Annotated in this window: 23 protein-coding genes; 11 read left to right on the forward strand and 12 right to left on the reverse strand. The window is 73.9% G+C overall.

Annotation, left to right across the window (positions count from 1 at the left end; translation table 11 throughout):
- Positions 1–200: 200 nt before the first annotated feature.
- The gene (locus ACIBH3_RS27285; protein WP_396314729.1) at positions 201–1,259 is read left to right on the forward strand and encodes a phosphatidylinositol-specific phospholipase C domain-containing protein; all 1,059 of its coding nucleotides are present in this window, start codon (positions 201–203) and stop codon (positions 1,257–1,259) included.
- Between the two features lie 94 nt (positions 1,260–1,353).
- On the opposite strand, the gene ACIBH3_RS27290 is transcribed toward ACIBH3_RS27285, so the two are convergent.
- Complete coding sequence (locus tag ACIBH3_RS27290) at positions 1,354–2,316, reverse strand: SigB/SigF/SigG family RNA polymerase sigma factor (protein ID WP_396314730.1); 963 nt, start codon at positions 2,314–2,316, stop codon at positions 1,354–1,356.
- Positions 2,317–2,531: 215 nt separating this feature from the next.
- Here ACIBH3_RS27290 and ACIBH3_RS27295 point away from each other — a divergent pair, with 215 nt between their 5' ends.
- A complete protein-coding gene (locus tag ACIBH3_RS27295; protein WP_396314731.1) occupies positions 2,532–3,044 on the forward strand; it encodes an ATP-binding protein in 513 nt (170 codons plus the stop codon).
- Positions 3,045–3,129: 85 nt separating this feature from the next.
- Here the strand turns inward: ACIBH3_RS27295 and ACIBH3_RS27300 are convergent, their stop codons facing one another.
- The gene (locus ACIBH3_RS27300; RefSeq protein ID WP_396314732.1) at positions 3,130–3,519 is read right to left on the reverse strand and encodes an STAS domain-containing protein; all 390 of its coding nucleotides are present in this window, start codon (positions 3,517–3,519) and stop codon (positions 3,130–3,132) included.
- A 340-nt stretch (positions 3,520–3,859) separates the two neighbouring features.
- Between ACIBH3_RS27300 and ACIBH3_RS27305 the strand changes: the two genes are divergently transcribed.
- Positions 3,860–4,675, forward strand: a complete 816-nt coding sequence (locus ACIBH3_RS27305) for a methyltransferase domain-containing protein (RefSeq protein ID WP_396314733.1) — start codon at positions 3,860–3,862, stop codon at positions 4,673–4,675.
- Between the two features lie 79 nt (positions 4,676–4,754).
- Here ACIBH3_RS27305 and ACIBH3_RS27310 read toward each other — a convergent pair whose 3' ends face one another.
- The 6 genes from ACIBH3_RS27310 to ACIBH3_RS27335 form a co-directional block, all read right to left on the reverse strand.
- Entirely contained in the window at positions 4,755–6,305 is a 1,551-nt protein-coding gene (locus tag ACIBH3_RS27310) for a M1 family metallopeptidase (protein ID WP_396314734.1), read from the reverse strand.
- 198 nt (positions 6,306–6,503) lie between these two features.
- Complete coding sequence (locus tag ACIBH3_RS27315; RefSeq protein ID WP_396314735.1) at positions 6,504–7,376, reverse strand: sulfurtransferase; 873 nt, start codon at positions 7,374–7,376, stop codon at positions 6,504–6,506.
- Positions 7,377–7,475: 99 nt separating this feature from the next.
- Entirely contained in the window at positions 7,476–8,546 is a 1,071-nt protein-coding gene (locus ACIBH3_RS27320; protein WP_396314736.1) for a class I SAM-dependent methyltransferase, read from the reverse strand.
- A gap of 218 nt (positions 8,547–8,764) precedes the next feature.
- Positions 8,765–9,100, reverse strand: coding sequence for a hypothetical protein (locus ACIBH3_RS27325; RefSeq protein ID WP_396314737.1), 336 nt, complete (start codon positions 9,098–9,100; stop codon positions 8,765–8,767).
- Positions 9,101–9,212: 112 nt separating this feature from the next.
- A complete protein-coding gene (locus ACIBH3_RS27330) occupies positions 9,213–9,500 on the reverse strand; it encodes an acylphosphatase (protein WP_396314738.1) in 288 nt (95 codons plus the stop codon).
- Positions 9,497–10,330: a polysaccharide deacetylase family protein gene (locus ACIBH3_RS27335; protein ID WP_396314739.1), complete on the reverse strand. Its 834-nt coding sequence runs from the start codon at positions 10,328–10,330 to the stop codon at positions 9,497–9,499. The genes ACIBH3_RS27330 and ACIBH3_RS27335 overlap by 4 nt, the downstream gene beginning before the upstream one ends.
- Before the next feature lie 171 nt (positions 10,331–10,501).
- Between ACIBH3_RS27335 and ACIBH3_RS27340 the strand changes: the two genes are divergently transcribed.
- Positions 10,502–11,356 carry an SAM-dependent methyltransferase gene (locus ACIBH3_RS27340; protein ID WP_396314740.1) on the forward strand — a complete coding sequence of 285 codons (855 nt, stop codon included), beginning with the start codon at positions 10,502–10,504 and terminating at the stop codon, positions 11,354–11,356.
- A 148-nt stretch (positions 11,357–11,504) separates the two neighbouring features.
- Here ACIBH3_RS27340 and ACIBH3_RS27345 read toward each other — a convergent pair whose 3' ends face one another.
- A complete protein-coding gene (locus ACIBH3_RS27345; RefSeq protein ID WP_396314741.1) occupies positions 11,505–12,371 on the reverse strand; it encodes an Fpg/Nei family DNA glycosylase in 867 nt (288 codons plus the stop codon).
- A gap of 109 nt (positions 12,372–12,480) precedes the next feature.
- Between ACIBH3_RS27345 and ACIBH3_RS27350 the strand changes: the two genes are divergently transcribed.
- The 4 genes from ACIBH3_RS27350 to ACIBH3_RS27365 all read left to right on the forward strand — a co-directional run bounded on the left by ACIBH3_RS27350 (position 12,481) and on the right by ACIBH3_RS27365 (position 15,226).
- Entirely contained in the window at positions 12,481–12,912 is a 432-nt protein-coding gene (locus tag ACIBH3_RS27350; protein WP_396314742.1) for an SRPBCC family protein, read from the forward strand.
- A gap of 103 nt (positions 12,913–13,015) precedes the next feature.
- Complete coding sequence (locus ACIBH3_RS27355) at positions 13,016–13,693, forward strand: hypothetical protein (protein WP_396314743.1); 678 nt, start codon at positions 13,016–13,018, stop codon at positions 13,691–13,693.
- A gap of 94 nt (positions 13,694–13,787) precedes the next feature.
- Complete coding sequence (locus tag ACIBH3_RS27360; RefSeq protein ID WP_396314744.1) at positions 13,788–14,603, forward strand: DsbA family protein; 816 nt, start codon at positions 13,788–13,790, stop codon at positions 14,601–14,603.
- Positions 14,600–15,226 carry a vitamin K epoxide reductase family protein gene (locus ACIBH3_RS27365; RefSeq protein WP_396314745.1) on the forward strand — a complete coding sequence of 209 codons (627 nt, stop codon included), beginning with the start codon at positions 14,600–14,602 and terminating at the stop codon, positions 15,224–15,226. The genes ACIBH3_RS27360 and ACIBH3_RS27365 overlap by 4 nt, the downstream gene beginning before the upstream one ends.
- A gap of 214 nt (positions 15,227–15,440) precedes the next feature.
- Here the strand turns inward: ACIBH3_RS27365 and ACIBH3_RS27370 are convergent, their stop codons facing one another.
- On the reverse strand, positions 15,441–15,716 hold the full coding sequence (locus ACIBH3_RS27370) for an isoamylase early set domain-containing protein (RefSeq protein WP_396314746.1): 276 nt from the start codon (positions 15,714–15,716) through the stop codon (positions 15,441–15,443).
- A 168-nt stretch (positions 15,717–15,884) separates the two neighbouring features.
- Positions 15,885–16,166, reverse strand: coding sequence for a hypothetical protein (locus ACIBH3_RS27375; protein WP_396314747.1), 282 nt, complete (start codon positions 16,164–16,166; stop codon positions 15,885–15,887).
- A 185-nt stretch (positions 16,167–16,351) separates the two neighbouring features.
- Between ACIBH3_RS27375 and ACIBH3_RS27380 the strand changes: the two genes are divergently transcribed.
- Positions 16,352–18,085 (forward strand): SpoIIE family protein phosphatase, encoded by a 1,734-nt coding sequence (locus ACIBH3_RS27380; RefSeq protein WP_396314748.1) that lies wholly within the window; start codon positions 16,352–16,354, stop codon positions 18,083–18,085.
- A gap of 74 nt (positions 18,086–18,159) precedes the next feature.
- Here the strand turns inward: ACIBH3_RS27380 and ACIBH3_RS27385 are convergent, their stop codons facing one another.
- Positions 18,160–18,726: an HPP family protein gene (locus ACIBH3_RS27385; protein ID WP_396314749.1), complete on the reverse strand. Its 567-nt coding sequence runs from the start codon at positions 18,724–18,726 to the stop codon at positions 18,160–18,162.
- Positions 18,727–18,985: 259 nt separating this feature from the next.
- On the opposite strand from ACIBH3_RS27385, the gene ACIBH3_RS27390 reads away from it, so the two are divergent.
- Entirely contained in the window at positions 18,986–19,267 is a 282-nt protein-coding gene (locus ACIBH3_RS27390) for a DUF6158 family protein (protein WP_396314750.1), read from the forward strand.
- Between the two features lie 167 nt (positions 19,268–19,434).
- Positions 19,435–20,829 carry an NADP-dependent succinic semialdehyde dehydrogenase gene (locus ACIBH3_RS27395; protein WP_396314751.1) on the forward strand — a complete coding sequence of 465 codons (1,395 nt, stop codon included), beginning with the start codon at positions 19,435–19,437 and terminating at the stop codon, positions 20,827–20,829.
- The last annotated feature ends 145 nt before the right edge of the window (positions 20,830–20,974 follow it).

The following is a 20,974-nucleotide window of genomic DNA, read 5'->3' on the forward strand; positions in this document are numbered from 1 at the left end:
CGGCGGAGCCCCGGGGCGACACGGCGTCAGCGCGCCCGCGGGACGCACGCACGACGGCCCCGCCAGGCCTCTGACGCCAAAGCTCCTGACAGCCGCTCAACACTGTTTCTTGTCATGTCACCTCGAATCCGCTCGGATGGCGGATGCTGCCGACAGCAGCCCCCACCGGGTGCACCGTCCGACATGTCCCAGGAGACACCTTGACCCTCCGTCGCACCTTCGCCGCCGCGCTGCTCGCCGGCGTGGCCGCCGCCGTCACCCTCGGCCTGCCGGCCCAGCAGGCGACCGCCACCGCGCCCTCCGACCCACCCTTCGGCTCGGCGACCACCGTCGGCCTGCACAACACCTATGACCCCGCCGCCTTCTCCTACCTGGCCCAGGCGCTGGACACCGGCACCGGCATGATCGAGCTGGACGTCTGGACCGACACGATCACCAAGGAGTGGAAGGTCAGCCACTCCAACCCGCTGGGCAACAGCAACAACTGCGTCAACGCGAGCAGCCCGGCGCAGCTGTACAGCGGCGGGGCGAACAAGAACCTGGAGAGCTGCTTCGACGACCTGCGGGTCTGGCTCGGCGCCCACCCCCAGTCCGGTCCGCTGGTGGTGAAGCTGGAGCTCAAGGCCGGCTTCGCCGCCAACCGCGGCATGGGCCCGGCCGAGCTGGACGCGCTGATCGCCGCCCACCTCGGCGCGGCCGCCTTCCGCCCGGCCGACCTGCTCGCCAGGCCCGGCGGCGGCTCCTACCCCAATCTCGACGAGGCCGCCAAGGCCGGTAACTGGCCCAGCCGTTCGGCGCTCGCCGGCCGCGTACTGGTCGACGTGATACCCGGCACCCTGGAGGAGAGCAACCCCTTCGACACCCTGCACACCGACGTCGAGTACGCCCGCCACCTGCGCGGCCTGGCCGCGGCCGGGAGGATCGGCCAGGCCCAGGTCTTCCCGGTGGTCCACGGCGCCACCGCCGGCGACCCGCGCAACGCGTACGGCGACAGCGGCATCCGGCCCTGGTTCGTGGTCTTCGACGGCGACGCCGCCGCGTACGTCGGCGGGATCGACACCGGCTGGTACGACGCCCGGCACTACCTGCTGGTGATGACCGACGCCCACAACGTGGCGCCCGCGATCAGCGCCACCGACCCGACCGCCGAGCAGGCCCGCGCCCGCACCGCCCAGCTGGCGGCCGCGCACGCGAGCGTCGTCTCCAGCGACTGGCGCCACCTGCCTGCCGTCCAGTCCCTGGTCCTCCCCCGGGGCTGACCCACCCCGCCCCGAGGACCGGCCGCCCAGCCCGCGCCCGGCCGGGGCGCCTCCGCGAAGGTGCCCCGGCCGGGCTCACGTCAGGCTTCGGGCTTCAGCCTTCAGATTCGAGTTCGGCCCCGGACTCTGCCTCGGCCTCTGCCTCTGCCTCTGCCTCTGCCTCTGCCTCGGAGTCGGGATCCAGCAGGCCGGTGCGCAGCACCTCCAGGCACCGGGTGAGCAACCGGGAGACGTGCATCTGGGAGAGCCCGAGGCGGTGGCCGATCTCGGCCTGGGTGAGGTCCTCGGTGAAGCGCAGGGCCAGGATCGTCCGGTCCCGCTCCGGCAGGGCGGCGATCAGCGGCTTGAGGGACTGGATGTCCTCCACCGCCGCGAGGCCCGGGTCGCAGCAGCCCAGCCGGCATTCGATGGTGCTGTCGCAGTCGCCGTCCTCGGTGGGTGCCTCCAGCGAGCTGGTGGTGCGAGCGTTCCCGGCCTGGAGGCCTTCGACCACCTCGTCCACGCTGAGCGCGAGGTGCTCGGCCAGCTCGGCGGTGCCGGGCGGGCGGCCGAGATCCTGCTCCAGCTCGTCCCATCCGCGCGCCAGCAGCAGCCGGGTCTCCTGGAGCCGCCGGGGTACGTGGACGGCCCAGGTGGCGTCCCGGAAGAAGCGCCGGATCTCGCCGGTGATGGTGGGCAGTGCGAAGGTGGTGAACTCCACGCCCCGGTCGGGGTCGAACCGGTCGATGGCCTTGATCAGGCCGACCGTGCCGGTCTGGACGATGTCGTCCACGGAGTCGTGGCTGTGGCGGTAGCGCCGGGCCGCGAACTTCACCAGCGAGATGTTCAGCTCGATCAGGGTGCCGCGTACGTAGGAGTACAGCTCGGTGCCCTCCTCCGCCTCCCGCAGGCGCAGGAACAGTTCGCGCGAGAGTTCCTTGGCCTCCGAGGTGCTGGCACTCCTCGGGTCGGCGATGTCGGGCAGGTCCTCCCAGCTCACAGGCCGGCCGGGCACGTCCCGCGTACCCGGCGTCACTGCCGTGTCCGTCTCCGTCACCACCGGTGCCGGCATGGCCATTGACCCGCTCCTCTCCGGTCTCGTGCCGATGGCGTGCTAACTTTCGCCCGTATGTTCGCTCTTGCCCTCTCTTGAGGTCAATACACCTTTTGACTGTGGCCGGGTCCGCGAAATCGCACCGCGATCAGGTGTGGAGCCGCCCCGCGCAGGGCAGACGCCCGGCCGGAGACCTTCCGCAGCACCTGTGGACGGTAGAGGCCTGAGGTACGGGAGCCATGAGCGACAGCGCAGACATCGGTCCTGGCGGCGCCGGCCGTCGCCCCGGCCCGGAATGCCGGCTGGATCTCTCCCGGGCAGCGCACCCGGTCGCCGCGGCCCGGGAGCTCGTCCGTGGCGCGCTCGCCTCCTGGCGGGTCGGCGACCCGGCGGACGAGGACATCCTGCTGGTGGTCTGCGAGCTGGTGGCGAACGCCACGATGCACGCGGGTGGCCCGCTCGGGCTCGACCTGCGCCGCACCGGCCGGGCGATCCGGGTCGAGGTCACCGACGCCAGCCCGGTCGCGCCCACCCCTCAGCCGGCCAGGCCCGGCCACCCGGGCGGGCACGGGCTGATGATCGTGCAGCGGCTCAGCCACCGCTGGGGCAGCGAGCAGCGCCCCGACGGCAAGACGGTCTGGGCCGAGATCAGCACCGCCTCGCCCGACGGTCGGTACCGCGGGCACGGCATCCCCGGCCAGCCGCTGGGGACGATGGACGGCTCCCCGTCCGCCTCGCCGCACCATCCGTAGCACGCCGAGGCGCCGCAGTGAGCGGCATCGGGCGGCGGGCGGCAGGGGCCGCCCGACGGCCGGCCGGGGCCCGGACGGCCGGCCGTCAGGCCGTGGCGAGTGCCTGCGCCACGGTCGGATAGACGTTGAGGACCTCCGACGCCTGGGTGACCTCCAGCAGGTGGGCGAACTGCTCGCCGGGGGCGGCGAGCCGCAGCTCCGTACCCGCCCGGTCGGCTGCCAGGCGCGCCTGGAGCAGGAGGTTGAGGCCGGAGGAGTCGCAGAAGGCCAGCCGCTCCAGGTCGACGACCAGCACCGGCGCCCCGGCGTCGAGCGCCGCGACGAGGGCGGCCTCGGCCGTGCCGTGGTTGTCGAAGTCGATCTCGCCGTGCAGCGCGCACACCACGGCCTGCTCGCCGACCCGGCCGGTGACCGCCCGCAGTCTCGGGTCGGCCCAGACCCCGGCCTGCTCCTCGTCCCCGTCCTGGGTGGTCATCGGCCGTCCTCTCCCACGCCGTCGCGTCGCCACGACCCCGTTCCTCGACCATACGCGCGGTCGCTCACGCGGGACAGTCCAGGCGCACGGACCCGGCCGCGCTCGGCGGCAGGCGGGCCCGGGAGCCGCCCGGACGGTTTCGCCCTGCGCCATGTCCCCGGGCCGCAGCCGTCGTTGTGCTCTGTGATCAGCCGCACTGATCAACAACCGCAGCGATCAGCACCGGCGGCCGGTCATCCGCAGCGGCGGCGGGCAGAGGGTGTCGGCGGGATGGTCGGACGGGTACATACCCACGGTGCCGGGCGGGGGCCCGGCACCGTGACGAGAGGCAGGGCGAACCGTGAGCGAGGACGGGATCTTCCCGGCGGTGCAGCGGACGTACGGATCGGACGACCTGAGCCTGGCGGCGTCCTTCGCCGGCGGGTACATCAACTTCGGCGACTGGAGCACGCTGGGCCGCACCGGGCCGCCCGACCGGGCCGCCCGGGTGCGCAGCCAGCAGGAGCTGTACCGCAGGGTGCTGCGCGAGTTCCCGGACCCGACGCACAGCAGGGTGGCCGAGGTGGGGTGCGGGCGCGGCCTGGGGTGCGCGCTGGCCCTCGCCGAGCTGGGCTTCGCCGCGGTGACGGGTGTCGACATCCATCCGCAGCAGGTGGCCCGGGCCCGCGCCGCCAACGCGGCGCTGCTCACCTCCCGGCCCGACCGGCTGGACTACGTCACCGGGTCCGCCGACCGGCTGCCCTTCGCGGACGGCAGGCTGGACGGGCTGTACTCGGTGGAGGCGGCGCAGCACTTCCGCGAGCTGGCCGGGTTCGCCCGGGAGGCGGCGCGGGTGCTGCGCCCGGGCGGGCGGCTGGTGGTGACCACGTTCTTCAGCAGTGGTCCGGCGGCGGCCGAGCCGCTGCGTGAGGTGCTGGCGAGCTTCGCCAGCGGGCTGGACGTGGCGCACCCGATCGACGGCTTCTCGGCGGAGCTGTCTCGCGCCGGCTTCGCCGAGGTGCGGGTCCGCTCGATCGGCGAGGCGGTCTGGCCCGGCTTCGACCGCTATCTCGCGGGCGGCGCGGTGCCGCCGGGCCACTGGTCGCGCAACTTCGTGACCGCCTGGCGGGACGGGCTGCTCGACTACTACGTGGTGAGCGCCGACCTCCCCGCCTGAACGTCCGGCGGCCGGCAGCGGCGGCGGGCCGCCGGGCACCTCGCCCGGGGCCTGCCGCCGACGTCCGGCCGCGGGACGGCTAGCGTGCGCCGTGCTCGCGCGCGTGCTCGTGCTCGTGCACGGCGTTGGTCGCCGCGATCTGCTTCCAGGAGCGCGGCTCCCGGGGCGCGCCCGGAGCCGCCGAGGCGCTCAGGCCCTGGGGCGCTTCGGCCTGCCCCTTGGCCCCGGCCGCCGGCGCGGCGGGCCTGGCGGCCGTGAACAGCCAGGTCTGCAGCAGGTCGCCGAGCGGCCGCCCGGAGATCCGCTCGGCATAGGCCTGGAACTGGGCGATGCTCGCGTTGCCGTAGCGCCGTTCGGCCGGCCAGCCCTTGAGGATCTCGAAGAACGCGGTGTCACCCACGGTGTTGCGCAGCGCCTGGATGGCGAGCGCGCCCCGGTCGTAGACCGCGATGTCGAACTGGTTCTCGGCGCCCGGGTCACCGGGCTTGACGTTCCAGAACGCGTCGCCGGCCGGGTGGGTGGCGTAGACGTAGTCGGCGAGTTCCTGGGCGGTGCCCTCGTTCTCGTGCTCGGACCAGAGCCACTGCGCGTACCGGGCGAAGCCCTCGTTGAGCCAGATGTCGCTCCAGTGCTGGACGGACACACTGTCGCCGTACCACTGATGGGCCAGTTCGTGCACGACCACCGAGGAGTTCGAGCCGCTCGCGAACTGCCGGGGGCTGTAGAAGACCCGGGTCTGGGTCTCCAGGGCGAAGCCGGTGGGCACGTTCGGGACGTATCCCCCGGCCGAGCTGAACGGGTACGGGCCGAAGTAGCCGCTGAGCCAGTCGACCAGTTCGCCGGTGCGCTCCACGCTGGCGCGGGCGGCGCCGGCGTTCTCGCCGAGGTCCTTGCTGTACGCGTTGAAGACCGGCAGGCCGCCGGGGGTGGTGCCGGTGCTGATGTCGAAGTGCCCGATGGCGAGGGTGGCGAGGTAGGTGGCCTGCGGCTTGTTCTCCCGCCAGCTGTAGCGGGTCCAGCCGAGGCTGGAGCGCTGGGAGGTCAGGATGCCGTTGCTGATCGCCTGGGTGCCGTCCGGGACGAGCACGGAGACGTCGAAGGTGGCCTTGTCGGAGGGGTGGTCGTTGCTCGGGAACCACCACCAGGCCGATTCGGGCTCGCCGGCCGCGACTCCGCCGTCGGGGGTGCGCAGCCAGGCGGTGAAGCCGTAGCGGGAGACCTTGGACGGCGTGCCGGCGTAGCGGACGACGATGGTGGCCTGCGCACCCTGGGCGAGCGGTACGGCGGGGGTGACCTCGAGCTCCTGCTCACCGGTGGTGGCGAACCTCGCCGCCCGCCCGTTCACCAGCACCTCGCTGACGTCCAGCGCGAAGTCCAGGTTGAAGCGGGAGAGGTTCTGGGTGGCGGTGGCGAGCAGGGTCGCGGTGCCCTCCAGCCGGTCGGTGGCGGGCTGGTACTTCAGGTGAAGGTCGTAGTGCGAGACGTCGTACCCGCCGTTGCCGTAGGTCGGGTAGTACGGGTCGCCGACGCCGGCCGCGCCGAATCCGGCGGGCGGGCCGGAGGCGGCTGCGGGGACGGCCAGGAGCAGGGCGGCCGCGCTGGCGAGAGAGACGATGAGCCTCTTGCGCACGGGGGTCCTCCAGGGTCTGCGGGACGGTGGGTCGCTGACGAATGGTCTGATCCCTGTCCCGGCGGACGCCCGCCCATGCCCCTGTTATGAAATGTTCACGCTAAGACATCCCGCGTCACCCGTAGCCGTCCTGCGCCGGGCCGGCCCCCCGCGCGGCCGTCGCCCACCGACCCCCGGCCCCGGAGCCGGCTCACGTCCTCAGGCCCCGAGCTCCACGGGCACCCGCACCAGCGAACCGTACTCCGTCCACGAGCCGTCGTAGTTCTTCACATCCGGGTACCCGAGCAGCTCGGTCAGCGCGAACCAGGTGTGCGAGGAGCGCTCACCGATCCGGCAGTACGCGATCACCTCACGGTCGGGCGTGACGCCCTCGCCCTCGTACAGGGCCCGCAGCTCGGCCGCCGACCGGAAGGTGCCGTCGTCGTTGGCCGCCTTCGCCCACGGGATGTTCACCGCACCGGGGATGTGGCCCGGCACCTGCGCCTGCTCCTGCGGCAGATGCGGCGGCGCGAGCTGCTCACCCCGGTACTCCGCGGGGGAGCGCACGTCCACCAGCGCGGCCTCCGCGCCGCCCTTGGCGAACGCACCCGCCCGCGCCAACACCTCGTCACGCAGCGCGCGGATCCGGGGGCGCTCGGCCCCGGTCAGCCGGTACGCCGAGTGGGGGTAGTCCATCACCTCCTCGGTGAGCTCCCGGCCCTCCAGCTCCCACTTCTTGCGGCCGCCGTCCAGCAGCCTGACCTGGTCGAAGCCGCGCAGCTTCAGGATCCAGTAGGCGTAGGCCGCGAACCAGTTGTTGTTACCGCCGTACAGCACCAGGCTGGTGTCGTCCTCGACCCCGGCCGCCCTCAGCAGGTGTTCCAGGCCCGCCCGGTCGACGTAGTCGCGGCCCACCGCGCTGTGCAGGTCCGTCGTCCAGTTCCAGCCGACGGCGCCGGGGATGTGGCCCCGGTCGTACGCGGTGGTGTCCTCGTCCACCTCGACGATCCGCAGTGTCCCGTCCGAGAGATGGCCGGCCAGCCAGTCGGTGCCGACCAGAGTCTCCGGGTGGGCGAAGCCGTTCTCACCCATGGCCCTCTCCTTCTCGATCTCCCGCTCACCCCCCGCTCCCCCTGTCCCTCTCCTTCCCCCGATGCCGCCTGCTTCCCCCTCCAGCCGCCGCCCCGGTTGCTAGGTTGCCTTCCGTGCCACGTAGTAGACGTTCAGGATGTCGCCCTCGACCCGCTGGGCGTCCACGTCGGTGAAGCCCGCCTCGCCGAGCATCCGCCGCGCCCGCTGCTCACCCCAGACCGTGCCCAGCCCCTCGCCGCCCTGGGCCAGCGACACCGTCATGCAGTAGAAGACCGAGAAGGTGTAGAGCGCCGGGGCCAGCGGGTGGTCCACGTTCTCCTCCAGGTCGCTGGAGGCGGCGACGTCGCCCATCAGGAAGACCCCGCCCGTGCGCAGCGCACCGGCGACGGCGGCCAGGGTGGCGGTCGGCCTGGCCAGGTCGTGGATCACGTCGAACGCGGTGATCAGGTCGTACTCGCCGGTCAGTGCGGCCGAGTCGCCCACCTCGAAGCGCGCGTTGGCGAGGCCGAGCCCGGCGGCCTCGGCCCGCCCGGCCGCGACGCCCTCCTCGGAGAGGTCCAGGCCCGTGAACCGGCTCTGCGGGAAGGCCTTCGCCAGGACATTGACGGCGTGGCCCTGGCCCGTCCCGATGTCGAGCACGTCGATGCCCTCGCGCAGCCGCTGGGCCAGCCCGGGCACGACGGGCACGATGTGGTCCACCAGCGCCAGGTCGTAGACCCGCCCGGACTCCTCGGCCTGGACCGCCTGGAACCGGGGGTAGGAGGAGTACGGCACCCCGCCGCCCCCGCGGAAGGCCCCCAGCACCTGCTGCTCGACCTCGCTCATCATGGCGAGCTCCTGGAACAGGGGCCCCATGTTGTCCGGCCCGGCGGCGCGGGTGAGCGCCGCGGCGTGCTCCGGCGGCAGCGCGTAGGTGCCTGCCCCGGGCTCGTAGTCGATCACTCCGCTGACGACCAGGCCGCCCAGCCACTCGCGGACGTAGCGCTCGTCGAGTCCGGCGGCCCGGGCGATCTCCTCGCTCGTGGCCGGTGGCAGCCCCGCCATGGTGTCGAACAGCCCGCTCTGATGGCCGACGCTGCTCAGGAGCGCCAGACAGGCGTCGTTGAGCACCTGCAACATGCGGCCCGCGAAGGCTTCCCGCTTCGTCTGTTCCTGCTCCTGAACGGACATCGCTCCTCCTACGCCATCGGGCCGCAGGGCGGGGAGCGGGGCATCCGGCCGCACCCGGGGGCGCGGCTCGACGAGCGGAATCGTAGGTCTCTCCTGGCCACGCTACGCCGCCCGGGCGCCGGGTGTCGGCCCGCCGTGGGGCCCCGTCCGGCGCTCGAACCGGGCGGCACTCGACCGGGCGGTGTGCGGGGCGCGGACCCCCGGGGCCGGGCCGCCGGTCAGGAGAACACGACGGAGCGGACCTTGAGGCGCTCCGAAGCGCCCGCGCCGGGCCTGAGCGCGTAGAACGTGTCCCCCTGGCAGCCGAAGTCGAGGAACGCGGTCGCGGTCGAGCCGGTCCGGTTCCTCGGGGCGGCCGCCGCCTCCTCGGCCGTCGCCTGGGCCAGGTCGAGGCACTGGCCGCTGCGCGGGCCCATGATCCTCCCGTGGTGCTCGCCCGCGAGGTCGCGATAGGTGTACGCGAACTCACCGGTGGCTGCGACGGCCGAGCCGGGGACGGCCAGCAGGAGGGTGAGCGCGCTGGAGGCGGCGATCGCGGCGTTACGGAGGCGCATGAGGGGTGTTCCTTTTCCATGGTGATGCAGTGCGAGATCACCCTAGGGCGCCCAAAAGTGACGAAACGGTTCTTCAAATCCACTCGTTTGGGTGGTTTCGCCCCAAAGGACGTCACCACGGCGTCGGGAGGATCGCGAAGCCCGTACTCCCCTCCGGCTCCTCCTCGTACACCGCCACGCGGTCGACCACAGCCGTCTCCGGGCCGTGGTGCGCCCACTCCACCAGCCGGTCGACGGCCTGCGGCGCCCCCTCGAAGACGGCCTCAACCGCACCGTCCGGACGGTTGCGCACCCAGCCGTGCACGCCCGCCGCCTGCGCCGTGCGCCGGCAGGTGTCACGGAAGAAGACGCCCTGGACGACGCCGGTCACCACCACCCGGACCCGCCTGGCGCCGCTCATGCGGGCGCGGTGAAGAAGTAGCCGCCGTCGATCAGCACCGGCAGATAGGTCTGCAGTGCGGCGATGGTCTGCGAGCGGTCACCGCCCCCGTCGTGGTTGAGCACGATGGAGCCCGGCCGGACTGCCTCCAGCACCCGAGAGGTGATCAGCGACGTGCCCGGACGCGACCAGTCCCTCGGATCCACCGACCATGCCATCGGCCGCATGCCGAGCTCGGCGGAGGTGGTCAGCGAGGCCTGCGAGAAGTCCCCGCCGGGCGCGCGGAACCAGGTCGGCGCCCGGCCGGTGGCCCGGTGCAGCACCTCGGAGGTGTGCTCCAGCTCCTCGCGCACCCTGGCCTCCGAGAGCTGGCGCAGATCGGGGTGCGACCAGGTGTGGTTGGCCACGTGATGCCCCTCCTCCGCGATGGCGCGCACCAGCTCGGGGTGGGCCTGGGCGTTCTCCCCGACGATGAAGAAGGTGGCCCTGATGCCGTACTTGCGCAGCAGGGAGAGAACCGTCGGGGTGTAGCGCGGGTCCGGGCCGTCGTCGATGGTCAGGGCCACGACCTTGCGCTCGGGCGAGAGCTCGTACACCGGCCGGCGCTTCGCCGGATCCCGGATCGGCGTGGCGGGGCCGGCCGGGGCCCGGGGCGTCGCCCGCTCCGACGGCTGCTGGGCGGAGGCGGGTATGGCCGCCGTCCCGGGACCCCCGCCGGGGGCCGGCGGATCGACGGAGGCGGCTGCGTCCTCGGACTCCGGCAGGTGGCCGAGGGTGGACACCGACAGCAGCGTCAGACCCGCCGCGACCAGCAGGATTCTCCGAGACGGAATATGACGGTACGACAACATTACTTATCTCTCCCCCGCCTCGGCCGTCGCCTCCCAGGGAAACGCCCAGCCGGGCCGGATCTCACCCCAACGGCCCAATGCACCCCCAGCCCCCGCTCCGGCGACCGTCGGCCACTCGGCACCGCTACCCTGACCCGTCAGTGTGATGATGTGCATTCAGAGGAGGCGACTGTGACGACAAGTCATGACCCTGCCGAGCGGGCCGGAAGCGAGCCGGGCGGCCGGAGCGACTGGGAGCGGTTCGGCGTCGACACCAGCGCCCCGCACTCCGCACGGGTGTACGACTACTGGATCGGTGGGAAGACCAACTTCGCCCCCGACCGGGCCATGGCCGAGGCCATCGAGCAGGCGGTGCCGAGCATCCGCGAGATGGCCAAGGCCAACCGGGCCTTCCAGGCGCGTGCCGTCCACCACCTGGCCGAGAAGCAGGGAATCCGCCAGTTCCTGGACCTCGGCACCGGCATCCCGACCTCCCCGAACACCCACGACATCGCCCAGGCGGTCAACCCCGACACCCGGGTGGTGTACGTGGACAACGACCCGATCGTGCTGGCCCACGCCCGCGCCCTGATGGTCAGCGACGAGGCCGGGCGCACCACCTACATCCACGCCGATCTGCGCGACAGCGCCGCGATCCTGGCCGACCCCGCGCTGACCGCCACCCTGGACCTCGACCAGCCGGTGGGCCTGCTGCTGATCGCCGTCCTGATGCTGATCGCCGACCAGGACGACCCCTGGACCCGGGTCGCCGAGCTGCGCGACGCGCTCCCCTCCGGCAGCTGCATCGCGCTCTCCCACCCCACCCAGGACTTCGACCCGGAGGCGGTCGGGCAGGTCGTCGCGGCCGCCGAGCACGGCGGTATGACCCTGGTGCCGCGCACCGAGGAGGAGGTCGCCCGGTTCTTCGACGGCTGGGAACTGCTGGAGCCCGGGCTCTCCCCCATCCTCGCCTGGCATCCGGACGGCGAGCCTTCGGCCGACCCGAAGGCCGCGTACTACTGGGGCGGCGTGGCCCGCAAGAAGTAGGCGGCCGCCGGCCGCGTGCCGGTACGGGCCGCACCCGGCGGGGTCCGGGGGCATCCGGGCGGGGTGCCGGCAGGGTGCCGTCCCCTGCGGGACGCCGGCCGCGCCCGCCCACCCGGCGGCCGCACCCACCCCCGGCGCGCGGCCCGCGCTACTTCAGCAGCCGGGAGAGCCTGCGGTCCGCCAGCGGCTTGCCGCCCGTCTGGCAGGTCGGGCAGTACTGCAGCGCCGAGTCGCTGAAGGACACCTCCCGCACCGTGTCACCGCAGACGGGGCACGGCTGGCCGGCCCGGCCGTGCACCCGCAGGCCGCTCTTCTTCTCGGCCTTCAGCTCCCCGGCGGCGAGCCCGCGCGAGCGCTCGATCGCTTCGCGCAGCGTGCTGCCGAGCGCCTCGTACAGCCGGGTGGCCTCCTCCTCGGACAGGCTCGCCGCCAGCTTGTACGGCGACATCCGTGCCGCGTGGAGCACCTCGTCCGAGTAGGCGTTGCCCACCCCCGCGATCACGCTCTGGTCGCGCAGTACCCCTTTTAGCCGGCGCCGCTCGCCGCGCAGCAGCCCCGCGAAGACCTCCCGGGTGAACGCCGCATCGAGCGGCTCCGGCCCCAGCCGGGCGATGCCGGGCACCTCGGCCGGGTCACGCACGCAGTACACCGCGAGGCCCTTCTTGGTACCGGCCTCGGTCAGGTCGAACCCCGCGCCCGGCGGGTCGGCGAGCGAGACCCGCAGCGCGAGCGGCCCCTTGCCCGGCTTCGGCGGGACGTCGGTCAGATTCTCCCGCCAGCGCAGCCAGCCCGCCCTGGCCAGGTGGACCACCAGGTGAAGGCCCTCGGCGGAGGCGTCCAGGAACTTGCCGCGCCGGGCCACCGCGTCGACCGTCCGGCCCTCCAGAGCGGTCAGCGGAGGGTCATAGGTCTTCAGGGCGCTCACCGCGACCGGGTGGACCCGGGCGATCTTGTGCCCGGCCAGGCGGTCGGTGAGGAAGGTACGGAGGGCCTCGACCTCGGGAAGCTCCGGCATGTCAGCAAGTCTCCCGCAGTCCCCGGGCCGATGCAGCCCACCGGGTCGGCCGGGTCGGGCCTGCGGGCCGGTGCTTGCCGGGCGGGGAGCCGCGGAGCAGCCTGGAGGCATGAGCACGCTGGAGGAGCAGATCGACATCAACGCCCCGGCCGGCGCGGTCTGGGAGGAACTGCACCGCGTCGACGACTACCCGCTGTTCGTGGACGGCGTCCGGAACGCCTCAACCCACGGCAGGCGCCACGCCCACCTCGACGTGGCGACGGGCGACGGCGAGCAGGACTTCGAGACCGAGATCACCGACCTCGGCCGGGGCCGGGTGATGGCCTGGCGCACCCTCGGCGGGCCGGACCTGAAGGGTGCCTTCGCACTGTTGGAGCTGGACCCCGAGCACACCCGGGTGCAGATCCGGCTGGAGTACGACCCCGACACCGTGCGGGAGACGTTCGGCGGGCCCAGGGGCTTCGCGCAGGCGGGGGCGATCGAGCGGGCCGTGCGGGCCGACCTGGAGCTGTTCAAGAGCGTCGTCGAGGCGCAGCCCTGAGCGGGGCGGCCCTGGCAGAGGCAGCGAGGTCCGAAGGTGTCCATCCTCACAGGGCCGGCGCAGCACGATGGTTCGCATGTGAACTGTGGCAGACTCGGAGGGCATGAGCGACAGCCAGGCCGCCCGGACGCTGCGCGCGGCCGTGTTCGCCGCGCTGGTCGTGCTGTTGGCCGCGCTCGGCCAGGTGCTGCTCACCGGCCGTCCACTGCCGGTCACGGTGCTGGCCGTCGCGGCCGTCGCGGTCTTCGCCCTCGCACTGGCACTGGCCGGCTCCGCGCGGAGTCTGCGCCGGATCGCGGCGCTCCTCCTCCCGCTCCAGCTGGCGCTCAGCGTGCTGTTCGACCTGGCCCAGGCCACCTGCTCCCCCGCCGGAGCGGCCTCCGCGCTGCACGGCTTCGAGCCGTTGGTCTGCCGTGCCGGGTCGATCGGCGGCTTCCTGCTGGGCCACCAGGGTCACACCCCGCCCGCCGTCCCGGCGCCGCTCGGCGGCCTGCTGCTCCTGCTGGCGCACCTCGCCGTCGGCCTGCTCGCCGCGTACTGGCTGCGCACCGCCGACGCCGCGCTGCGCGGCCTCGGCGAGGCGATGCGCACGCTGCGTGAGTTCCTGCACTCCTTCCTCCCGGCCGCCGGCCGGCTGCTGCTGCTCGCCGCGCCCGCCCTGGCGCGGGCGCCGGCCCGGGTGCCGATCCCCCGTGCCAGCCGGCAGCGGATCCCCGCCCAGGACGTCCTGCTCGGCCCGGCCGTACGGCGCGGTCCGCCCGTGCTCGTACCGGCAGCCTGAGAGTCCCGGGGACCACCCGTCTCTCAGCGGCCGGACCGCCGCGCGCCCGTGCGCGCCCCGCCGACCTCCGACCGAGCACAGGACGAACCCTCCCATGAGCAAGAACAGCAAGAACGGCAAGAACACCGGCAGCACCACCACCGGCCGGCGCGCGGCCACCGAGCGCCTGCACGATGAGCGCCGGCGCGCCGAGCGCTCCGCCCGGATCCGCCGCCGCACGGTCGTCGGCGCGGCCTCGGCCGCCGTGCTCGCCCTCGCGGCGGGCGTGGCCCTGGCGATCGGTGGCGCCGACGGCGGCGCCGGCGCGCAGGCCGACGGCCCGCTGGTCGTCCCGGCCAACGCGTCCGGCCCGGACGGCACCGTGGTCGTCTACGGCAAGGCCGACGCCCCGCACACCCTCCAGGTCTTCGAGGACTTCCGCTGTCCGTACTGCGGGCAGCTGGAGACGACCGACGGCAAGGCGATGCAGGCCCTCGCGGACGACGGCACGTACAAGATCGAGTACCACCTGGCGACCTTCCTCGACAAGGGCCTGGGCGGCAAGGGGTCCCGGACTGCGCTGGCCGCCGCCGGCGCCGCGCTCAACGAGGGCGTCGACAAGTTCAAGCAGTTCCACGACGTGCTCTACGCCAACCAGCCCGACGAGCGCGAGGACGCCTTCGGCGACGTCAACCACATGCTCACCCTCGCCGACAAGGTGCCCGGCCTGAAGACCGACGCCTTCACCAAAGCCGTCACCGAGGGCACCTACGCCCCCTGGGCCGCCAAGGTCGCCACCGCCTTCGACTCCAGCGGCGTCACCGGCACCCCCACCGTGAAGCTCGACGGCAAGAAGCTGGAGGTGTTCGGCAACGGCGCCGCGGTCACGCCCGAGCAGTTCACCACCCTGGTGAAGCAGGCGATCGGATGACCGTCGCCGACCGCGGGGCCGACGCGAGCCGGACGATCGGTGCGAGCCGCGCCTACGCCGTCCTGCTGCTGATCACGGGCGCGCTCGGGCTGGCCGCCTCGTCCGTGCTGACGCTCGACAAGATCAGGCTGCTCAAGGACCCCTCGTACATCCCCAACTGCAACATCAACCCGATCATCAGCTGCGGCTCGGTGATGCGCAGCGAGCAGGCCGAGGCCTTCGGCTTCCCCAACTCCCTGCTCGGGCTGGCCGGCTTCGCCGTGGTGCTCGCGGTGGGCGCCGGCCTGCTCGCCGGAGCCCGCTACCGGCGCTGGTTCTGGCTGGGGCTCCAGCTGGGGACACTGTTCGGCATCGGGTTCGTGACCTGGCTGATGACGCAGGCGCTGTACGAGATCGGCGCGCTCTGCCCGTTCTGCATGGTGGTCTGGGCGGCGATGATCCCGCTGTTCTGGTACACCACCCTGCAGAACCTGCGCAGCGGCGCGATCCCCGTACCGGCCCGCCTACGGCCGGCCGTCCGGGAGCTGGCCCGCTACCACTGGGCCGTCCCCGCGCTGTGGGCCGCCGTCATCGCCCTGCTGATCCTCAACCGCTTCTGGTACTACTGGAGCACCCTGCTCTGACGCGCCGCTGCCCGGCCCGCCGAGAGGCGGGCCGGGCACGGCCGGAGCATCAGCCCGGGGTCGCGGGGGACGGACTGCCGGTCTTCGGCGGGGCCTTCGGGGCTTCGTTCATCGCGGCCGGCTCCCCGTCCGTCACGGGTGCCGGGACGTGCTCCTCGGGCACCCGCTCGCCTCCGGGGCGCTCACGTCCGGTACCGACCACCGGTGGGCGGTATCAGGTGTGCAGGTATCCGTTGCGGCCGTCGTGACCGTCGGCGCCCGTCTCGTCGAACCAGTAGTCGCCGTGCGCGAGGTAGCGGAACTGCACCCGCTGCTCGGCGGGCATCGAGACGGTGACGGCCCGGGTGCCGTCCTCGCGCTCGGTCAGCGGGTGGACGCCGGGGCGCCAGTCGTTGAAGTCCCCGACGACGCTGACCTCGCCGCACGGGTGGTCGGCGGGCAGTACGAAGGTGACCTCGGTGGAGTTCTTGCGGCGGGTACGTTCCAGCATGGCCGTCGGCTCCTCGGGAAGGGGGTGTCCCACCGATGGTGGGACACCCGCGCCGCGCGCGAGCGGCCGCCTCGCCGCCGTCCGGCCGGCGGCTCACCCGGACAGCCGAGACGGGCCGAGGGCGGCCGGGGCGGCTCCGGGCGGTACGGCGCCGGAGGCCGCGGCCCCTCAGCCCGAGCGCATCGCACCGTCGCAGGCGGTACAGATCAGCCCCGACCAGCGCGGCGGATACCAGCGCACGCCCGGCCCCGGCGGCTGCCACGGCTCGACGATCATGCTGGCCGTGTCCAGCCCGCAGGCCGTCACCGGGCCCGGGTCCGCCGGGATGTCCGGGTCCGCCGCCGCCGCGTGGACCAGTCGCACGGACAGCTGGTCGACCGGCTCCTCACCCACCCTGATGATCTGAGCGTCCAACGGCTCCCGGAGCTCAAGCACCACGATCACACCCATGCATCCACCATGCGCCCGACCCACCGCCGGCGCACGCAGCGGCCGTCCGGGCCCGGCCCGGCGGGGCGGGCCCGGCCGCCCCGAATCCCGGTGCGTCCGCCGGGACGCGTATGGGACGATGCGGCCCACACGAACTGGCGTGATCCTGGAGACTGAGCGGTTCCGGGCGGCACGAGGAGGAAGCGGTGCACCCCGAGGCTTCTGGCCGGGACGCCGCCGACGCTCTGATCGACGCGGCAGCGGCCGCCATGGCGATCGACAGTGGCGGGCTGCTGCGCGCGGTGCTGACCGCCGCCCCGGCCGGTATCGCCCTGCTCGACCCGCAGCTGCACTGGCGCTATGTGAACCCGGCCTTCGCCCGGGCGACCGGGCTGCGCCCCGGCGATCTGCTCGGGCGGGAGGCTGCCGCGACACCGCCCGCCGAGGCCTCGGCCACCCTGCGCGCGGTCCTCGCCGACGGCCGGCCCCGGGTGCTGCACCCGGCCTGGCCGGCCACGGGCGGCGACCCGGCGGGCGTACGGCTGGGGGCGGGCATACGGCTGGAGGCGGGCCGACTGGAGCTGGCCGGACGGGTGGCCGGCCTGGTCGTGGTGGCCGCCGGGCCCACGGACGCCGACCTGCTCCCGGAGCTGGAGCGCGCCCGGCACCGGCTGGCGCTGCTGGACGAGGCCGCCGACCGGATCGGCACCACCCTGGACACCGACACCACCTGCGCCGAGCTGGCCGAGTTCACCGTGCCACGGCTGGCCGAGCTGACGATCGTGGACGTGCTGCCGTCCGAGACCGCGGGCCACGGCGGCGGGCGCGCCCGGGGCCTGCCCCGGTTACGGCGGACGGCGGTGGCCTGCACGCCGGAGCTGCGTCCGCGCATCGGGGCGTTCGCGCGGGCCGGCGAGTCGGTCCGCCACCGGGCGGGCTCCGCCACCGCCCGCAGCCTGGAGACGGGCCGGCCGGTACTGACGGACCTGCGCTCCGGCGAGCAGCCGGGCGGCCCGGCCGAGGACGCCAAGAGCCTCGCCGCGTACCGGGCCGCGGGCCTGGAGGCGGTCCTGACCGTGCCGCTGGCCGCGCGCGGTCAGCTGATCGGTGCGATGACGCTGGCCCGGGGCCACGGGTCCGGCCCGGGGTTCACGGAGGAGGACGTCCTGCTGATCGGGAACCTGGCCGCCCGGGCCGCGATCGGCATCGACAACGCGCGGCGCTACACCCGCTCGCAGGGCATCGCGCTGGAGCTCCAGCGCGCGCTGCTGGCCGAGCCCGGCAATCCGCACCCCAACCTGGAGCTCGCCTCCCGCTACCTGCCCTCCGGCACCAGCTCGGTGGTCGGCGGGGACTGGTACGAGAGCGTCCGGCTGCCGTTCGGGCGCACGCTGCTGGTGATGGGCGACGTGATGGGCCACGGCGTGGAGGCGGCCGTCGACATGAGCAACTACCGCTCGATGCTCCGGTACGTCGCCGGGATGGACCTGCCGCCGCACCGGATCCTGCGCCAGCTCGACGCGCTGATCTGCGAGAACGAGGCCGCCCGGCCCGCGACCTGCCTGCTGGCGCTCGCCGACCCGGCCCGGCACCGCTGGACCTTCTCCAGCGCCGGCCACCTGCCGCCGGTGCTCATCACCGCCGACCGCGCCAACGAGCTGGTCGAGATTCCGACCGGCCCGCCGCTGGGCACCGGCTTCGGCGGCCACGAGCAGGCGATCCACGAGCTGAACCCGGAGCAGGTGCTGCTGCTCTACACCGACGGCCTGGTGGAGCGGCGCGGCGAGGACATCGACGTCTCGCTCGCCCGGCTGGCCGGACTCCGGCTGCCGGCCGCGGGCGATCTGGACGATCTGCTGGACAGCGTGCTGCACGGTCTGACCCCGCACGCCGCCGAGGACGACATCGCCCTGCTGGCCGCCCGGATCCGCCGGCGCTGAGCGTGACCGTCGGCGGATCCGGGCAAAGCCGGCGGGGCGTGGAGGCTCGGGCGCGGGCGGGGCGGGTGGGCTGCTCAGGCAGCGCCGGGCGGCGCCCGCCACCACGGGTAGTCCAGGCCCGCCAGGCGGTTGACCAGCAGCCCCTGGGCGACCAGCAGGACGACTGCGGCCAGCACGGTGACCAGCTGCGCCGGCGTGCGCAGCAGCCCCGTCGCGACGATGAGGGCCGTCGAGGCCGCAGCCGGGTTCGCCACGCCCAGCAGGGCCATGACCGCGCAGGTCACGCCGAGGGCGATGGCCGCGGCCGCGATCCGGGGCCCGGTGACGTCGTCGACGTCCGGGCGGGTGTGCCGCAGGCCGGTGAGGGTGAGCGCGAGGTAGCCGGCCAGTACGCCGATCAGGTGGCCGCAGACGGTGTTGCGGGGCGAGGCCACCCGCGCGGTGGGGGTGTAGAAGATCACGAAGGCGGTCGCACCGAGTGAGGGGAAGAGGAACGGCGCGTGGCTGACGTGCGCGAGGACGGCCATCACCGCCAGCGCGACGCTCGCGTTGACCGCCGAGTAGGCGGCCCGGACAACGCTGGGATCGTGCCGCGCCATGACGGCCGGCAGCTCCAGGCGCGCGAGCAGATCCCTGAGCACCGGCCACCGTCCGTCGTGGGGAGTTCTGACTGGCACTCGGATACCCGGTCGCCGTGCGCCACCGGCCCCGGCGGCGCGATCGCACCCGATCGGCGCACCGGCCCGCACACCCGTCGCCCGCCGGCCCGGGCCCGGACACGGGGCCCGGCGCGGTGTTCCCGGCGCGCGGGGCCGGCCGGATTCCTGGCGCGCGGGCGACCCCGGGTGGACAGTGGACGAGAAGGACCAGGGGGGCGGTACCACCGAGGAGGCAACGGCCATGCAGCACTCTGACGTCCCGCGCTCCAAGCCGGAGGGCATCTCCCCGCACGCCCTGGACAACGACGTGCTGCTGCACGAGCTGGAACAGCTCCACCGCACCAGGCACGAGACCTTCCTCTACGGCTCCGAGGACGCGCTGCAACGGCACACCCTGCGTACCGGGCAACTGGAGGCGGAGTACCTGCACCGCTTCCCGCACCGGCAGGTCACCGCGGCACGCACCAGGGCCGGGGCCCGCGCCCGCGAGGCGGCCGCGCGCGCCACGTCGCTGCCCGAGTAGCCGGGCCGGAACAGCCGGGCCCACGGACGCCGGGCCCGAACAACCGGGCCCGGACGGCCGCCCGGGCAGCCACCGCTCGCCGTCTCCCCGGGACGGCGGGCTCCGGCGCGCCACCGGCGGCGATCGGTAGCAGGGTGGACGTATCGGACGAGCCCCCGGGAGCCATCATGCCCATCGCCAGTGTCAACCCCGCGACCGGCGAGACGCTGCAGACCTTCGAGCCGCTGGACCGCGACGGGCTGGAGCTACGCCTCGCCCGGGCGGAGAGCGCCTACCGCCAGTACCGGACCACCGGCTTCGAGCGGCGCGCCGAGCTGCTGCACCGGGCCGCCGACCTGCTGGACGAGGACCGCGAGGCGCTCGCCCGCACCATGACCGAGGAGATGGGCAAGCCGCTGACCGCGGCCAGGGCCGAGGCCGCGAAGTGCGCCAAGGCGATGCGCTGGTACGCCGACCGCGCCCCCGGACTGCTCGCGGACGAGCACCCGGCGCCGGGCGACGTCGCGGACGCCGGGGCGAGCGCCGCGTACGTCCGCTACCGCCCGCTGGGCGTGGTGCTGGCCGTGATGCCGTGGAACTTCCCGTTCTGGCAGGTGATCCGCTTCGCGGCGCCGGCGCTGATGGCCGGGAACGTCGGGCTGCTCAAGCACGCCTCCAACGTCCCCCGGACGGCCCTGGCACTGGAGGACCTCTTCCGCCGGGCCGGGTTCCCGGTCGGCTGCTTCCAGACCCTGCTGATCGGATCCGGCGCGGTGGAGGGCGTGGTGCGGGACCGCCGGGTGGCGGCGGTGACGCTGACCGGCAGCGAGCCGGCCGGGCGGGCGGTGGCCTCGGCGGCGGCCGACGAGGTGAAGAAGTCGGTACTGGAGCTGGGCGGCAGCGACCCGTTCGTGGTGCTGCCCAGCGCGGACCTGGAGGCGGCCGTCCGTACCGCGGTCAAGGCGCGGGCCCAGAACAACGGTCAGTCCTGTATCGCCGCCAAGCGCTTCATCGTGCACGCGGACGTGTACGCGCCCTTCCTGACGGGCTTCACCGAAGCGATGCGGGCGCTGCGGGTGGGCGATCCGATGGACGAGCAGACCGACGTCGGGCCGCTCGCCAGCCGGCAGGGGCGGGACGACCTGGAGTCGCTGGTCGCCGACGCGCGCTCGCACGGCGCCAGGGTGGAGTGCGGCGGCCGGAGGCCGGAGGGCCTGGACGGCGGCTGGTACTACGAACCGACGGTGCTCTCCGCGATCACGCCGGCGATGCGCATCCACACCGAGGAGACCTTCGGCCCGGTCGCCACCGTGTACCGGGTGGCGGACCTGGACGAGGCGCTGGCCCGCGCCAACGACACGCCGTTCGGGCTCAGTTCCAACGTCTGGACGACCAACCCGGCCGAGCAGCAGCGGTGCGTACGGGACATCGAGGCCGGCGGGGTCTTCTTCAACGGGATGACGGCCTCGCATCCGGCGCTGCCGTTCGGCGGCATCAAGCGCTCCGGCTTCGGGCGGGAGCTGTCCGGGCACGGCATCCGGGAGTTCTGCAACGTCACCACGGTGTGGGTGGGGCAGGCGTAGCGGCCGACTCCCACGGGGGCGGGCGTGGCGGCTCGCCGGGCCTGGCGTGGCGGCCTGCCGGGGCGCCGCCGGGCGATGTTCACCCGGTGGCCGGTTGCTGCTCACGCACGTGGGTGGGGGGCCTCGCCGGGATCTCCTACGGTAC

It is taken from the genome of Kitasatospora sp. NPDC050543, from assembly GCF_044457565.1.
Taxonomy (GTDB): domain Bacteria; phylum Actinomycetota; class Actinomycetes; order Streptomycetales; family Streptomycetaceae; genus Kitasatospora.